Annotated in this window: 11 protein-coding genes, 5 tRNA genes and 1 other RNA gene; 11 read left to right on the plus strand and 6 right to left on the minus strand. The window is 70.5% G+C overall.

Translation table 11 applies throughout. The annotated features are described in order from the left end of the window. Positions 1-10 precede the first annotated feature (10 nt). A complete protein-coding gene (locus LXT23_RS14335) occupies positions 11-334 on the plus strand; it encodes a hypothetical protein (RefSeq protein ID WP_253980727.1) in 324 nt (107 codons plus the stop codon). Between the two features lie 413 nt (positions 335-747). Here LXT23_RS14335 and LXT23_RS14340 read toward each other — a convergent pair whose 3' ends face one another. Beyond that, positions 748-1,671 (minus strand): SDR family oxidoreductase, encoded by a 924-nt coding sequence (locus LXT23_RS14340; protein ID WP_253980728.1) that lies wholly within the window; start codon positions 1,669-1,671, stop codon positions 748-750. Between the two features lie 100 nt (positions 1,672-1,771). Beyond that, complete coding sequence (locus LXT23_RS14345) at positions 1,772-2,626, minus strand: lysophospholipid acyltransferase family protein (protein ID WP_253980729.1); 855 nt, start codon at positions 2,624-2,626, stop codon at positions 1,772-1,774. Positions 2,627-2,827: 201 nt separating this feature from the next. Here LXT23_RS14345 and LXT23_RS14350 point away from each other — a divergent pair, with 201 nt between their 5' ends. Then, entirely contained in the window at positions 2,828-3,475 is a 648-nt protein-coding gene (locus LXT23_RS14350) for an esterase/lipase family protein (protein ID WP_253980730.1), read from the plus strand. Between the two features lie 12 nt (positions 3,476-3,487). Here the strand turns inward: LXT23_RS14350 and LXT23_RS14355 are convergent, their stop codons facing one another. The 3 genes from LXT23_RS14355 to LXT23_RS14365 are packed head-to-tail and all read right to left on the minus strand — an operon-like array spanning position 3,488 to position 6,510. Next, a complete protein-coding gene (locus LXT23_RS14355; protein WP_253980731.1) occupies positions 3,488-4,426 on the minus strand; it encodes a polysaccharide deacetylase family protein in 939 nt (312 codons plus the stop codon). Between the two features lie 20 nt (positions 4,427-4,446). Next, entirely contained in the window at positions 4,447-5,157 is a 711-nt protein-coding gene (locus LXT23_RS14360; RefSeq protein WP_253980732.1) for a glycosyltransferase family 2 protein, read from the minus strand. A gap of 39 nt (positions 5,158-5,196) precedes the next feature. After that, positions 5,197-6,510, minus strand: coding sequence for a protoporphyrinogen/coproporphyrinogen oxidase (locus LXT23_RS14365; RefSeq protein WP_253980733.1), 1,314 nt, complete (start codon positions 6,508-6,510; stop codon positions 5,197-5,199). A 235-nt stretch (positions 6,511-6,745) separates the two neighbouring features. Between LXT23_RS14365 and LXT23_RS14370 the strand changes: the two genes are divergently transcribed. The 9 genes from LXT23_RS14370 to ffs all read left to right on the plus strand — a co-directional run bounded on the left by LXT23_RS14370 (position 6,746) and on the right by ffs (position 14,009). Beyond that, positions 6,746-11,392, plus strand: a complete 4,647-nt coding sequence (locus LXT23_RS14370; protein WP_253980734.1) for a tetratricopeptide repeat protein — start codon at positions 6,746-6,748, stop codon at positions 11,390-11,392. A 113-nt stretch (positions 11,393-11,505) separates the two neighbouring features. Next, positions 11,506-12,786: a serine--tRNA ligase gene (gene serS / locus LXT23_RS14375; RefSeq protein ID WP_253980735.1), complete on the plus strand. Its 1,281-nt coding sequence runs from the start codon at positions 11,506-11,508 to the stop codon at positions 12,784-12,786. A gap of 94 nt (positions 12,787-12,880) precedes the next feature. Beyond that, a tRNA-Ser gene (locus LXT23_RS14380) sits at positions 12,881-12,967 on the plus strand. A gap of 42 nt (positions 12,968-13,009) precedes the next feature. Beyond that, positions 13,010-13,099, plus strand: a tRNA-Ser gene (locus tag LXT23_RS14385). A gap of 29 nt (positions 13,100-13,128) precedes the next feature. Then, a tRNA-Arg gene (locus LXT23_RS14390) sits at positions 13,129-13,205 on the plus strand. Positions 13,206-13,226: 21 nt separating this feature from the next. Next, positions 13,227-13,694 (plus strand): tRNA adenosine(34) deaminase TadA, encoded by a 468-nt coding sequence (gene tadA / locus LXT23_RS14395; RefSeq protein ID WP_253980736.1) that lies wholly within the window; start codon positions 13,227-13,229, stop codon positions 13,692-13,694. A 5-nt stretch (positions 13,695-13,699) separates the two neighbouring features. After that, positions 13,700-13,786 (plus strand) — tRNA-Ser (locus LXT23_RS14400). A 12-nt stretch (positions 13,787-13,798) separates the two neighbouring features. Further along, a tRNA-Ser gene (locus tag LXT23_RS14405) sits at positions 13,799-13,885 on the plus strand. A gap of 31 nt (positions 13,886-13,916) precedes the next feature. Beyond that, positions 13,917-14,009: signal recognition particle sRNA small type (gene ffs / locus LXT23_RS14410), an RNA gene on the plus strand. 72 nt (positions 14,010-14,081) lie between these two features. On the opposite strand, the gene LXT23_RS14415 is transcribed toward ffs, so the two are convergent. Then, positions 14,082-15,545, minus strand: coding sequence for a glycosyltransferase family 39 protein (locus LXT23_RS14415; RefSeq protein ID WP_323378948.1), 1,464 nt, complete (start codon positions 15,543-15,545; stop codon positions 14,082-14,084). Between the last annotated feature and the right edge of the window lie 90 nt (positions 15,546-15,635).

Genomic DNA, 15,635 nt, shown 5'->3' on the forward strand with positions numbered 1-15,635 from the left:
CAAACCCACCGTGGAGCAGTTCCACCAGCTCATCCGCTGGAAGGACTACCGGGCGGCCGCCCGCATCATCGTCCCGGAGAAGCGCTCTGACTTCTCCAAGGCCCGCGTGGAGCTGAAGGACGACAGGGACTTGTCCATCACGGACTACGAAATCGAGGACGTGAAGCTGTCCGAGGACGGGATGCGTGCCACGGTGCAGAGCCGCATCCAGTGGATGCGCCTGCCCTCCGCCACCGAGCAGACCGCCCTCGTCACCTCGGAGTTCGTCTTCCGGGACGGGGTGTGGTTGCTGGAGCGGCAGCTCGAAGGGCCCTTCGAGGGCGAGCTGCCGTAGAAAAGAAACCGCCCACCGTCTCGGGGCCGGCCGAGGCGGTGGGCGTCGGGAGCTCCCCAATGGAGCGCCCTACAAGAATCCGCCCACCGTCTCGGGGCCGGCCGAGACGGTAGGCGTCGGGAACTCCCCAATGGAGTGCCCTACAGGATGGCCGTGACGACGCTGATACCCAGGCCCGCGTCGTCGCGCCGTTTCGTGGCTGCTCTAGAGCAATGCGAGTGCCAGCCGCCGCGCGAGGCTTTGACGGCGGCCGGGCCATTGGAGATTCAAGGACTTGCAATCCCAGCTGCCCGTCCGCCTGCCTGCCCTCCCAGCACGGTCCTGACATCGCTGTCAGGGCCCCCGGGACAAGGCGCCACGCCAGGCGCGACACCCATGTCAGGGGACCCTCGGACTTTCCCGTCGGGGGTCGGCTACTCGCCCAGCACTGAGCGGATGGTGTCCCGCATGGAGTGGCGGGGCTTCCAGCTCACGTCCTTCACCCAGCGGCTGCCATCCACGGCGCACAGGAACTGGATGTGGTCCAGCTCCGGAGGCGGGAAGCTGGCGAGCCGGTACTTGAACAGCGTCTTGAGGAGGGGGCGGGCCACCGGGTGCGGCACGGGGATGGGCGAGTGGCCCAGCTCGCGCATCACCGCGGACAGGGGCACCTCGCCGGGGCCCACCACGTTGTAGACGCCCTTGGGCTCCGGGCGGAGGGCCTCCACCATGGCGCGCGCCACGTCCTCCACGTGGATGAGCTGCACCATGGGGTCGAAGCCGGCCATCACCCACGGGTAGCGCAGGCGCAGGTAGTTGGAGGGCGCGTTCTTGATGGTGGGCCCGACGATGTGGACGGGGCGGAGGATGACCGTCTCGATGTGGGGGTGCTTCCAGAAGAAGCCATGCGCGAGCATGTCCACTTCGATGAGGTCCCTCACGCCGGAGAAGCGGCTGGCCGCCATCAGCGGCGCGTCCTCGGTGAGGAAGTTGGAGTTGTCCGGGCTGGGGCCGTAGACGTTGGCCGAGGAGAGGACGACCACCTTCTTCACGCCGTACTTCGCGCAGTATTCCAAGAGGCGCGTGGTGCCCACCACGTTGAAGGAGTGGTGCTCCTCCTCGCTCATGCGCGGGTCATGCATGATGCCCATGTGGATGACCGCGCGGATTTCATTCTTGCGGAAGACGTCCTCCGCCTTCTTCTTGCGCAGGTCCAGCTCGTACATCTCCACGTCTTTCGGCCGGCCCACGAAGGGGCGCCGGTCGATGCCGATGATGCGCTCGTGCTTGTGGAGGAGCTTGGCGAGGGTGCGCCCGAGGTTGCCGCTGATGCCCGTGACGACGACGGCCGGTCTCATGAACCGAGCCTCCTAACACCGGGAGCGGGCACCAGAAAACCCCGCGTCGCTCTTCGAGCGGCGCTCACCAGAACACCCCGCGTCGCTCTTCGAGCGCCGCTCACCAGAACACCCCGCGTCGCTCCTTGAGGCCCTGGTGCAGCATGGATTGAATCGCCGCCTTCACGGTGCGGACCTTCTTGTCCAGCTCGCTGTCCTCGTCGTCCGGGCGGCCGGTGAAGCGCAGCGGGTCGCCGTAGTAGATGCGGTACTTGGTGGGCAGCGGAATCGGCAGCCCGGTGGGCGTGACGGGGAAGGACGGGAAGCCCAAGAGCTTCGCCACGGGCTTGAGGTCCATCAGCGCGGGGGCCTGCTCCTCGGCGCCCACGACGGCGATGGGGACGATGGGCGTGCGCGTCTCCAGCGCCAGCCGCATGAAGCCCAGGCCGAACTCCTGGAGCTGGTAGCGCTGGGGCCACAGCTTGTTGACGCCGCGGGTGCCCTCCGGGAAGACGAGGATGGCCTCCTCGGACTCCAGCAGGCGGCGGCAGTTCTCCGGCGTGCCCACAATCTGCCCCACGCGCGCCATGAAGGTGGACACGTACGGCAGCGACGGCACCCACTTCTCCACCATGCTGCGGATGGCGCGGGGCGGGCTGGCCTCCAGCATCATGGAGACGCCAATCATGGCCCCGTCCATGGGAATCTGGCCGGAGTGGTTGGACACCAGCAGCACCCGGCCGGCGGGCACCTTCTCGATTCCGTAGGTCTCCACGCGGAAGTAGTTGCGGTACAGCCACAGAAAGGGAGCCAGCGCGGACAGGCTGTAGTCGAGGTTGAAGCCGAACGGGTCCACCCCGTACTCGTTCTCCGGGCGGGCCAGGGCCTGGAGCCGGTCCTTCTGCTCGTCGTTGGCCAGCCTGTCGGTCCAGTCGCGCAGGCCCTTCTTCACTCGGTCGGTGAGGCTCTCCAGCATATGGAGGGTTCTTTACACCACCGGCCCCTCCGCCGGGAGGGCTGGGGTACGCTGGGCGACACAGGAGGGCACTCCACTTCCACTCGTGGACGGTGGAGACGCACCGGCCCCGCGGAACAATGGCGGTGGCGCTATCTGACACCGCGCATGCGTGTGATGTGCGTCCTGCTGTGGGTGGCGTGGCTGTCAGGAGGTTGTGCGGTGACGACTGCCGTGGCGACAGCGCCGCTCCTCGCGCCCGTGGAACAGCGGGCCCCGGTGCTGCTCGTCCATGGCATCGACGACGACGCGAGCGCCTTCGACGTCATGCGCGAGCGGCTGGAGCACGAGGGCTGGGCCCACGTGCGCGCCATCAGCCTGACGCCGAATGACGGCTCGGAGGGGCTGCCGGTGCTGGCCCGGCAGGTGGCGCGCGAGGCGGAGGCGCTGCGCGCGAGCACGGGGGCCCGCCGGGTGGACGTGGTGGGCTTCAGCATGGGGGCGCTCGTCACGCGCTACTGGGTGCAGTTGCAGGGCGGGCGGCTGGTGGTGCGGCGCTTCGTCTCCATCTCCGGCCCCCACGCGGGCACCCAGCTGGCCTGGCTGCGCCGGGGCAAGGGCGTGCGGCAGATGCGCCCCGGCAGCCGGCTGCTGCGCCACCTCCAGGAAGCCCGGCGCCCCTGGGGCGAGACGGAGGTCCACAGCTTCTGGACGCCGTGGGATTTGACGATTCTCCCCGCCTCCAGCTCGAGGCTGCCGGGCGCCTGCGAGCGCACCTTCCCGGTGTTGCTGCACCCGTGGATGCTCACCGACGCGCGCGTCATCGACGCGGTGGTGGAGGTCCTCGGCTCGCCCGCCGTGGCTCGCTGAGGGCCCCGGCCGCTACAGCGTGCCGGCGAGCCGCCCGGCCGCGTCGCGCAGCGTGACGACGTCGCACTCCGCCTTCAGCCAGCCGAACACCTCGCGCAGCCGCTCCAGCTTCTGTCCGGCGCTCACGCGCAAGTCTCTCTGCTGGCGCACCAGCTCCGGCGGAATCCCGTCCGTCGCGTCCAGCACGTCCACGCCGTGGAGCTCGAAGTTGAAGAAGGCGTCCTTCCGGCACGCGCGCCAGGCCGCGCGCAGGGCGGGCAGCGGCAGCGTGGTGGCGAAGGTGCCGATGAACGGGAAGCGCGCGCCCGGCGTCACCGCCATGGGCAGCTCCAGCACCGGCCCCGTCCCCCGCCGGTAGGGGTGCGCCGGGTCGGGACGGTAGGGCACCCGCGGCGCCAGCAGCACCCGGGGCGAGTCCAGCACCGAGCGGGACGGCCGCCCCACCAGCGCCAGCGCCCCCATCACCGCCGCCTTGGCCGCGTAGTACGGCGCGGCGGGGAACGCGGACGAGCCGTACCGGTAGCCCTGCGCCGCCGTGGCCGCGTAGAGGTCCGCGTTCAGCGTGTAGCCCGGGGCGCGGAAGCCCTCCGGCCGCGCGCCGGTGGCCGCGAGGATGGCCGCGTCCGCCCGCGCTAAATCTTCGCGGATGGCGGCGGGGCCCCGGCGGGTGAGCGCATAGTCGTGCGCGTGGCTATGGCTGGCCACCTCGATGCCGGCCTCGTGCGCCGCGCGCATCCCCGCCGCGGCGCCCGGGTCCGACTCCAGGTCCTCGCCGATGGCGAAGAAGGTGCCGGGGATGCCCAGCCCATCCAGCAGCTCGCGGAAGCGGGGCACCGCCACCGCGTGCACCAGGGTGCGGGCGCGCGCGTCCAGCAGCGACTCCGGCAGGCCGTGGATGCGGCAGTAGTGGGGCAGCGAGTCGAGGTCGACGGAGATGGACGCCAGCCGCACGGTGCGCGCCCTCCCGGACTTCACGTCCCGCGGATGCGGATGACGTAGAACAGCTTGCCCACGTTCTTCAGCACGTTGGGCACGCGCTTGAAGAGGTGGATGGAAGGCTGGCGCTTCTCGTGGAGCTGGATGGGAATCTCCATCACCCTCAGCCCCTCGCGCCACGCGCGGATGACGAACTCGCTGGCGAACACGTCCATGTCCACCACGCACTTGTCGATGACGGGCAGCAGCGCCTCGCGGCGGAACGCCTTCAGCCCGTGCGTGTCCGTGCCCTTGAAGCCCAGCGCCACCTTCAGGAGCTTGTTGTGCACGCGCGTGGCCGCCCGGCGCACCAGCGGCCGCTGGTCACTGGCGCCCTTGGCCGCCTTGGAGCCCACCACCATGTCCGCCTCGCGCCGCTCCAGCCGGGGCAGCGCGGCGTCGTAGAAGGTGAGGTCGCACAGGTCTATTTCGTCGCAGACGACGTAGGTGCCCCGGGCCATGAGGATGCCGGCCTTGAGCGCGGAGCCGTAGTTGGGCCGCTCCGAGTGGAACCAGCGCAGGCGCGGGTTCTTCGCGCACATCTCCTCGAGGAGGCGCGGCGTGGCGTCACGCGAGCCGTTCTCCGCGAAGATGATTTCGTAGTCGAGCCCGCGAGCATCCAACCCCTGGCGCAGCTCCTCCGCCGCCGAGGCGATGATGGACTCCTCGTTGTAGACCGGAATGACGACGGAGAGGTGCGGGGCCATGGATGGGGTCCGTGAGATATGGGCCCGGGGGCCCGGACGTCAACCGTTCAGCGCCCTCGCACAGGCCCGGCCCGCGAGAATGGCGTCTTCCATGGACGAGTACTCCCACTGCCCATACCGCCCGGCGATGAGGATGCCCGCGTGCTCCAGGAAGCGGAGGATCTCCGCCTTGGCCGGCCCGTAGGCGTCGTCATACAGGACGTACGCGTGCGGAATCTCGGTGGCCCGGGCGAAGAGCACGTCGTCCGCCGAGTGGATCATCTGCGAGCGCACCAGGTCCTCCACCGCGTACTTCTCCGCGGTGGCGGGGGACAGCTCGCCGTGGTGGCTGTACTCCACGTAGAAGCTGGAGGTGTCCGGCGGCGCCAGCGGCGCGTACACCGCCGAGGGCGAGCCGATGCGGTACGTGTGGAACTCCGGCTCCGGCAGGTAGATCCAATGCCAGGGCTGGCGGTTGGCCCCGCGCGCACCCACGGCCACGTAGGTGACGGTGGTGGCCCGCAGCCGCTTCGCCGCGGCCACGACTTCGGCGGGCACGCCCGCGCCGCCCTTCGCCAGCAGTTGCACCAGCCCCGGCAGGGAGATGCTGGACACCAGCCCCGAGTAGGCCAGCACGCGGCCGTCCGACAGCGTCACCTTCCGGGCCTTCCAGTCGATGGAGGTGGGCTCGGTCTTCACACTCAGCTCGCCGCCCTGGAGGTGGCGCAGCATGGCGCGGGCGAGGCTCTCGATGCCGCCCTCACGCGGGTAGAGGAAGGAGGCGTTGTAGCCCACCGCGTCGCTGCCGGCGCCCAGCGCTCCGTCGACGACCTCCTTGAGGTTGGGCCGGGGGACGAAGCGCCCCACCCAGGCGGCGGACAGCTCGCGCGGGTGCACCGTCCACAGCTTCTGGTTGTAGGGCACCATGAAGTTCTTCGCGAAGCCCTCGCCCATGTAGCGGAGGATGAACTCCTCGAAGTTGGCCGGCTCGCGCTCGCGCAGGGCGCGGCCCTTCTCGCCGTAGACGGCCTCCACGAAGCCGACGAGGTTCTCCGCCACCACCTCCGGCGGCAGGCCGTGCGTGTTGACCTGGTACGGGAAGCGCGTGAAGACCCCGCGCGAGAAGATGCCCGCCTTGCGCTGGATGCGGACCATCTGCCCCGGCAGCCAGACGGTGTTCACCAGCTCCTGGATCTCCGGGTCCCTCAGGTGCAGCCAGTGGCCGGTGGGGTCGAAGTAACACCCATCGATGACCTCGGTCTTGATGAGGCCTCCGACGCGCTCGGACTTCTCGATGAGGCGCCAGGGCCTCTGGAGGAAGTGGGCGGTGGACAGGCCCGCGAGTCCCGCGCCAAGGATGACGATGGGTTCCATGACAGGCCGGGTCTACCACCTCCGCTCCTCCAGAGGGGAAACGAACTCCAGGTGCCCCCCGGCGGGTGGACAGAGCCCTTGCCCGCCTGTCCGGGAGGCGAAGGGAGGGAGCGGGGAATCATCGACGTGCGCGTTCTTTCCGGGCTGGAAACGGCTCTGCTAGCCTGCGCGCACCGCGAAGGCGCTCCGAAGCCTGCTCGCGAGCACTCGCGCCAGTCGGTCTCGAAGGAACCCAATGAAAGTCTCCTGCCCGTCTTGCCAGACGAACTACAACATCGATGACAAGCGGATCCCGCCGGGCGGCGCGAAGCTCAAGTGCGCCCGGTGCCAGACCACCTTCCCCATCAAGCTCGAAGCGGTAGGCGCACCCGCGCCCGCCGCTCCAGCGCCGGTGCCGCAGGCCGCCGCCATTCCGCTGCCCGGCAATGCCGCGCCGCAGGCCGCCATTCCGCTGCCCGGTGCCGCGCCGTCGTACGCCGACGCCATCCCCCTGCCCGGTTCGGCCGCATCCGCGCCGCAGTCGGACGGGTTCGACGACGACGCGGGCAACGCCATCACCCTGCCCGGCGGCGGCATTCCGCTCGACATGGGCGCCTCCGCCATCCCGCTGCCGGGCCATGCCGCGTCCGCCGCCATCCCGCTGCCGGGCAGCGCCGCGCCCCGGTCCGCCGCCATCCCGCTGCCCGGCTCGGCCGCACCCGCGCCGTCGTACTCGGCCGCCATTCCGCTGCCCGGTGCCGCGCCGTCGTACTCCGACGCCATTCCGTTGCCGGGGGCCGCGCCGTCGTACTCCGACGCCATCCCCCTGCCCGGCTCGGCCGCATCCGCGCCGGAGGAGCAGGACCCGTTCGCGTATGACATGGGCGCATCGACGGAGGCCACGGCCGCCGCCATCCCGCTGCCCGGCTCGGCCGCACCCGCGCCGTCCTACTCCGACGCCATCCCCCTGCCGGGCGCGGCCTCGCCGATGGATGCCTTCAGCGAGTACGACGACAGCCCGCCGGCACCTCCCGAGAACCGGGACGTGACGCGCGTCGTCCGCATCCCCCTGCCCAGCGACGCGTACCGCGAGCCGCCTCCCGCCGCGCATTCCTACGGCACGACGGACGAGGTGCGTGGCACCGCGCGCGACTTCGACTTCGCCGAGGAGCCCGTGGCCCTCGCCGAGGCGGAGCCGCAGGGCTACGGCACGACGGACGACGTGCGCGGCACCGCGCGTGACTTCGACTTCTCCGAGGAGGCGCTGCCGGTTCCCTCGCAGCCCCAGGCCGCGGCGGACCCGTTCGCCTTCGACATCGAGCCGCCGGGCAGCGAGGCCCAGGCCTACGCCCTGCCGCCCACGCCTGGCCGCGCCCAGGACGTCGACTTCGGCGCCGCGCCCGCCGAGGCCAACCCGTTCGCCCTGCCCCCGCCGGACGCGTACGCGCAGCCGGCGCCCTCGGACGACCCGTTCGCCCTGCCCCCGCCCGCCATGGACATGGCCCCCGAGGCCAACCCGTTCGCCCTGCCCCCGCCGGACGCGTACGCGCAGCCGGTGCCCGCGGACGACCCGTTCGCCCTGCCGCCCCCCGCGGCCAGCACGGCCCCGTCGTTCGACTTCGGCGAGCTGCCGTCCCCGGTGGACGGGGACCCGTTCGCGCTGCCGCCGCCGCCCGCGCCGGGCGCCATGGACTACTCGGACCTGCCCTCGCCGGCCGCGCCGCAGGCGCTGGACTTCGCGGACCTGCCCTCGCCGGCCGCCCCGCCGCCGGGCGTGTCCTTCGACTTCGCCGACCCGCAGGCGCCCGGGTCGGACCCGTTCGCCGTGGACTTCTCGTCCGCGCCGGCCGCAGCGCCCGCGCCCGACTTCAACCTCGACTTCGCCGACCCGCCGCCCGCCGCGCCCGTCAACCCGTCGGTGGACTTCGGCGACGTGGACTTCGGCTCGCCGCCCCCGTCCGCCGCGGCCGGCGGCATCCCCGACGCGCTCGAGTTCGACCCCACCGCGAGGCCCGCCGACGACCTGGAGGCGGACCTCTCCGAGCCGCTGCCGCCCCCGCCCAACGCGGGCCCCACGGACGGCCTGGAGATGCTGTCGTTCATCGACGACGCCGCCAGCAGGGAGGCCGGCGCGCAGGCGGGTGCGAAGGTGCGCCGCTTCCACGTCCGCCGCCGCTCGGGGAAGGTGTTCGGCCCGTTCGACGAGGGCGTCATCGTCAAGATGCTTGAGGACGGGCAGTTGCTGGGCAACGAGGACGTCTCCACCGACTCGGAGAGCTGGTCGCCCATCGGCACGGTGCCCACCTTCGCCGGCGCCATCCAGCGGCTGATGGAGGGCCCCGCCAAGGTGGTGACGCCCACCGCGGCTCCGGCCGTGGCCACCTCCGAAGCGCCCCGGGTGGATGCCGCCAGCCCGCAGGCCAACATGAAGCGGCTGGAGCAGCTGTACGAAGGCCGCATGGCCGGCGTGGCGGTGGTGGACCGCAGCGGCGCCACGGAGAAGTGGAAGAAGCGCATCCCCCTGATGGTGGCGGCCGGCGTCGGTGTCGTGCTGCTGGGCGTCGGCGTGGGCATGGAGTTCGGCTCGCGCTACGGCGCCTATGGCCGCCGCGTGCTCTTCCCCGCCCGGGTCTCCTCCGGCTCGCCCCAGGCGAAGCTGGTGGCGGACGCCAGCCAGGCGCTCCTGCAGGACACCTTCGAGAGCTACAAGCGGGCCCACGGCCTCAGCGCCCAGGTGCTCCAGACGGGTGAGTACCCCGCGGTCCGCTCCCTGTGGTGCCAGTCCGTCCACTACCTGCAGCGCCGCTACGCCGCCGCCGACCCCAACGAGCTGACGCGCTGCCGCGTGGTGATGGAGGACATCGCGCTGCTGGGCGAAAAGGACGTGGACTTCGTCAAGGCCTCCGCCGCCATGGCCCTCACCTCGCGCCAGGTGGACACGGTGCTCGCCGCGCTGACGGACGCCTACAGCCGCGAGGCCAACCAGGGCGACCTGGAGCTGGCCTTCCTGCTGGCCGAGGCCTACTCCCAGAAGCGCGACGAGGTGCGCGCCATCGAGACGCTGAAGAAGGTGCTCGGCCGGGACGCGAAGTCCGCCAAGGCCCACCATGCCCTGGGCAACCTGCACCAGGCCGGGGGCCGCGCGGACGAGGCCGCCGCCGCGTACGCCGCCGCGCTGGACGCGGACCCCAAGCACGTCTCCTCCGCGGTGGAGCTGGCCGCGGTGGAGCTGCTGGTGCGCAAGGACGAGAAGAAGGGCTCCGAGGCCGTGGAGCGCGCCCTGGCCGAGGACGTCCAGTCCGCGCTCGGCCCGGCGGAGCTGGCCCGCGCCCGGGGCCTCAAGGGCGTGGCCCTCTTCCAGCAGCACAAGCCGAAGGAGGCCGAGGCCGAGCTGAAGGCCGCCCTGGAGAAGGACCCGGAGTCCTCCTTCCTCAAGGCCCAGCTCGCCCGGGTGCTGCGCGCCCAGCGCAACTACGAAGGCGCCCTGCCCCTCTACACGGAGCTGGCCGGCAAGGAGGGCGACAGCCTGGAGTATGCCGACGGCCACATCACCGCCCTGGTGATGACGGGGAAGATGCAGGCCGCCCTCGATGCCGTACAGAAGGCGAGCGAGCGCTTCCCCAGTGAGGCGCGCATCGCCTACCTCTACGGCCGCATCGAGGACGCGCTCGACAAGCTCTCCGAGGCCGAGGGCCACTACAAGCGCGCCATCGCCGCGGACGCCAACCTGGTGGAGGCCCACCTGTACCTGGGCCGCTTCTACCTGCGGCAGCGCCGCAACGCCGAGGCCCGCACGTACCTGGAGCAGGCGGCGGCCAAGGCCGCGGACCACGCCGGCGTGCGCTCCGGCCTGGGCGAGCTGGCCCTGGCGGAGAACAACGCGCTGCTGGGCCAGCAGGAGTTCGAGCGCGCCATCCAGCTGGACCCCAACCTCGCCGACGCGCACCTGGGCCTGTCCCGCGTGGCGCTCCTGTCCGGTGAGCTGGAGAAGGCGAAGACGGAGGCCAACCTCGCCCTGGAGCTGGACCCGCACCTGCTCAAGGACGGCCGGCTGCAGCGCGGCATCGTCCTGTGGCGGCTGGGCCAGCTCGAGGAGGCCGTGGCCGAGCTGGAGAAGGCCAAGGTCGAGGACCCCCGCTCCACCACCACGCCGATTACGCTCGGCGCGGTGCTGCTGGAGAAGGGCGACCTGGCCGGCGCGGAGAGCAACCTGGGCCTGGCGCTGAGCAACGAGCCCTCCAACCACGAGGCGCTCTACTACCTGGGCCTCGTCAAGGCGAAGCGGCTGGAGTTCACCGGCGCCGTGGACAACATGCGCAAGGCGGTGGAGCGCGCGCCCCAGCGCCCGGACTACCACTACGCCTACGGCGTCATCCTGCGCGACGCGAAGAACCTGCCGGACGCCATGAAGGAGTGGGAGAAGGCCGTGGAGCTGGACCCGCAGCACGCGGACGCCCACGAGGCGCTCGGCCATGCGCACCTGGAGTCCGGCGCCTTCGACGAGGCCATCACCGCCTTCGAGGCCAGCCTCAAGGCCGACCCGCGCCGCACCCGCGTGCTGGGCTCCATCGGCGACGCGTACTTCAGCGCCGCCCGCTGGAACGACGCGGTGAAGCGCTACCAGACGGCCCTCAAGGCCGACACCAAGCTGACGTACGTCTATTACAAGGTCGCCCGCGCCTTCACGGAGCAGGCCCAGCACGCCAAGGCCATCGACTGGTACAGGAAGGCCACCTCCGTCGACCCGGAGAACCCCATGTCCTACTACTACCTGGGGTTCGCCTATAAGGAGCGCAACAAGCGCCGGGAGGCCGTCCAGGCGTTCAAGGACTACCTCTCCCGCAAGCCGGACGCGACGGACAAGAAGGACATCGAGGACGAGATCTACGACCTGTCGAACTAGCGGCTCCGGGCATGGCGGACGTCAGGCCTGACCGGGCCACGGCGTCCGCCCCTGAGCACCCCGGGCACGAGGACCTTGTGGCCCCTGCCCGGCGTGACTACAAGGCGTGCCCCATGCTGGACCTCCGGAACGTTGCGATGAACTTCGATGCCGTTGTCGCCCGCCTGAAGACGCGGGGCGGCAGCCTGGACCTGGGTCCCCTCCAGCGCCTGTTCTCCGAGCGGCGCGACCTGTACGTCTCCATGGAGTCGCTGTCCGCGCGTCGCAACGCGGCCAACGAGGAGATGAAGGTCAAGGCCAAGGAGGACCCCAAGGCGCTGGACGCGCTGCGTGGCAGCCTTCGCGCCGTGTCGCAGGAAATCAAGGAGAAGGAGGCCCGCCTCAAGGAAGTCGAGGAGGAGCTCAGCCGCATCCTCCTGCTCATCCCCAACGTGCCGCACGAGTCGGTGCCCGTGGGCGCCGGCGCCGAGGAGAACGTCCAGGTGCGCGCCTGGGGTGAGAAGCCCAACCTCCTCTTCACGCCGAAGCAGCACTTCGAGCTGGGCGAGAAGCTGGGCATGCTCGACTTCGAGCGGGCCGCCAAGGTGTCCGGCAGCCGCTTCGCCTACTACAAGGGCGCGCTGGCGCGGCTGGAGCGGGCGCTCGCCTCGTTCATGCTCGACGTGCACACCCAGAAGGGCTACCTGGAGATGCTCCCGCCCTACCTGGTGCTGCGCGAGTCCATGATGGGCACCGGGCAGCTGCCCAAGTTCGAGGACGACGCCTTCAAGACGGTGGGAGAGCCGGAGCGCTTCCTCATCCCCACCGCCGAGGTGCCCGTCACCAACTACCACGCCGACGAAATCCTCGGGGGCGAGCAGCTGCCCCTGCGCTACTGCGCCTTCAGCCCGTGCTTCCGGGCGGAAGCTGGCTCGGCGGGCAAGGACACGCGCGGCCTCATCCGCCAGCACCAGTTCCACAAGGTGGAGCTGGTGAAGTTCGCCACGCCGGACAAGAGCCTGGACGAGCTGGAGGCGCTGACGGACGACGCCTGCGACATCCTCCGCCGCCTGGGGCTGCACCACCGGGTGATGCTCCTGTGCACCGGGGACATGGGCTTCGGCTCCCGCAAGACGTACGACATCGAGGTCTGGCTGCCCGGCCAGGACACCTACCGCGAGATTTCCTCCTGCTCGGACTTCGGCGACTTCCAGGCCCGCCGGGCCAAGATTCGCTACCGCGCCCAGAAGGGGGACAAGCCCCAGCTCCTCCACACGCTCAACGGCAGTGGCCTGGCGGTGGGGCGGACGACCGTCGCCATCCTCGAGAACTACCAGCGAGAGGACGGAAGCGTCGCCCTCCCCGAGGCGTTGTGGCCGTACATGGGGGGGCTGAAGGAGCTGAAGCCACTTTGAGCCCTGAATCCAACTTGCAACGGGCGCCGGATGTTGTAGAAGGGCGGCCCCACGGTCGCCGTCGGACCGCGGGACACCGTCGGCTCTGAAGCATGGAGGCGTGGCCGAGCGGTTGAAGGCAGCGGTCTTGAAAACCGCAGAGGGTGCAAGCTCTCCGTAGGTTCGAATCCTACCGCCTCCGTTTTTGTCCTTGAGTTTTGCGGTTCTTTGACAGAGAACAGATGGAGAGATGGCCGAGAGGCTGAAGGCACAGGTTTGCTAAACCTGCATACTCGAAAGGGTATCGAGGGTTCGAATCCCTCTCTCTCCGCCACTTGTCGTTGTAGCAGCGCCGGAAGAAAAGCTCCCTTAGCTCAGCTGGATAGAGCGTCGGACTACGAATCCGAAGGCCGGAGGTTCGAATCCTCCAGGGAGCGCCACTTCCTTCCGCGTTGATCTCCATGAGTGACGACGAAGCTTTCATGCAGCAGGCGCTCGCGCTCGCGCGGGAAGCAGCGACACTCGGAGAAGTCCCCGTAGGTGCGGTGGCGGTGCATGACGGAAAGGTCATTGGCACCGGCTTCAATCGCCGCGAGGTGGACCGACATCCGCTCGCTCACGCAGAGATGCTGGCCATGGATGCAGCGGCCAGGCAGCTGGGTGTCTGGCGGCTCTCTGGTGTCACCCTGTACGTGACGCTGGAGCCCTGCGCGATGTGCGCCGGAGCGTTGGTCCAGTCCCGGGTGACACGGCTCGTATTCGGAGCTCCAGACCCGAAAGCGGGCGCCGTCGGCTCGCTCTACAACCTCGCCGAGGAACCCCGGCACAACCACCGGCTCCAGGTCGTGAGTGGCATCCTGGCGGAAGACAGCCGCCTGCTTTTGAAGACGTTCTTCGAGCGCTTGCGCGCGCGGAAACGTGAAAACTGAATACTGGAGAGCTGGCCGAGTGGTCGAAGGCACCTGACTCGAAATCAGGCGTACCGGTAACGGTACCGTAGGTTCGAATCCTACGCTCTCCGCTCCAGATTTCTGGAGAGGTGGCCGAGCGGTTGAAGGCGCACGCCTGGAACGCGTGTATATCTGAAAGGGTATCGTGGGTTCGAATCCCACCCTCTCCGTTGTCGTTTCTGTCGTCAGTGGTTACATTCCTTTGTGGTCGGGACAACGTGGAGGCGTGAACTCCGCCAGGTCCGGAAGGAAGCAACGGTAGCGTACTTCCGCGTGTGTCCCGGCCGTTCTTTTTGAAGAGCCGGCACCCTGTTTCCGGGTGCCGGCTCTTCGCCTTTGCGGGCATGGCGCCGGGCGCGCCGCCGGCTACTCGTCGCGGGTGAGCAGTGTCTCGCGCCCTATCTTCCGCACCACGCGGAAGCCGCCGGCCTGGAGCTCCTTCAGCGCGCGGTCCTCGAAGGAGACGGCGCGGTTGAAGCGCCTGTCGCGCATGGCGTGCTGGAAGGCGCCGTCATGGGGCCAGTCGCAGGTGAGCCAGGGAATGTCCCGGCCCAGGTAGAAGTAGCCGCCGGCGCCCCACAGCCCCTCGTTGACGATGAGCAGGCCGCGCGCCCCTCCCCCCTCCGTGGCGGCGACGATGGCGCGGAACTGGTCCGCCCGCAGGTCGTGCGGAGGGTAGAAGGCCGCCGCGCCCAGCCCCGTCGCCAGGGAGAGCGCCGCGAGGACCCACCGGAGGCGGGGCCGCCCCTCGGCGGTGAGGAAGGCCGCCACCGGAGGCGCCGCGGCCAGCACGGCCAGCACCAGGCCCGGGTAGAGGAAGCGCTCCTCCTTGTGCGCGGTGGTCAGCAGCACGCCCGTATACACGGCCGCGCACCACAGCGGCAGGGACAGCCCGGGCCGCTGGCGCAGGGACGCCAGCCCCAGCAGCGCGCCGCCCCAGGCCCATGCGGGCACGGCCCAGAGGAGCGGTGCCACGTAGAAGTCGGCGGACGCGGAGCCGAAGCGGGCCGCGGCCTCGCCGGAGAAGACGTTGAAGCGCGCGTAGGCGAAGAACGAGTGGAAGGGCGAGCCCCAGGTGGTCCAGTCGAGGACGCCCAGGCCCGCGGCCACGCCCAGCCCCCCCACGCAGGTGAAGGCCAGCAGCCGCCAGCGCCGCGTGCCCGCAAGCCACGCCAGGGCGGCGAGAACGAAGATGGCGGAGGGGTAGCGGACCACCACGGCCAGGCCCAGCGCCATGCCGCCGACCAGGCCCGCGCGCGCGGGGCGCTCGCGCCTGTCGAGCGCCTCCATGGCCACCACCAGGAACGAGGCGGAGAAGGACTCGCCCAGCGTGCGGCCGGCGAAGACGAGCACCGGCCCGTAGAGGCCCACCAGGAGGGCGGCCAGCCACCCGCCCGTGGGGCCCGCGCGGCGCTCGGCGAAGCGGTACGCGGCCCAGACGCTCCACCCGTGCAGCAGGGCCTGGGGAATCGCCACCACCGCGCGGTAGCCCTGGGGGTGGGTGATGCCGAGCAGGTCCGCCAGCTTCAGGAAGCCGGCCAGCACCCCGGGCAGCGCCCAGTTGCGGATGCCATCCTTCCACTCCCAGGCCAGCACGCCATAGCCGTGGACGCGCCAGAAGGCCGGCTCCAGCGCCTGGTACACCTCGTCCGGGTGGATGCGGCCGAGCTGCAGCACGGCGATGACGGCCGGCAGCAGCGCCACCCCCGACAGCAGGAGGACGTGCCAGCGCTGGCCATGGCCTGGGGCGGGGCTGGGGAGGTCCGGGGTCGGCTCGGACGTTGAATCGGGAACGTTGGGAGCCGGAGGCTGGGGCGCGGGCACGGACACGGTCGTGGCCGACTCTCCCCGCCCCCGGGCCCGGGTGCAAGGTACGTGACGTTTGTCCGTTCGCCCCCCACTCGACTAGGAACGACCAAC

The sequence above is a fragment of the Pyxidicoccus xibeiensis genome (assembly GCF_024198175.1).
Classification (GTDB): domain Bacteria; phylum Myxococcota; class Myxococcia; order Myxococcales; family Myxococcaceae; genus Myxococcus; species Myxococcus xibeiensis.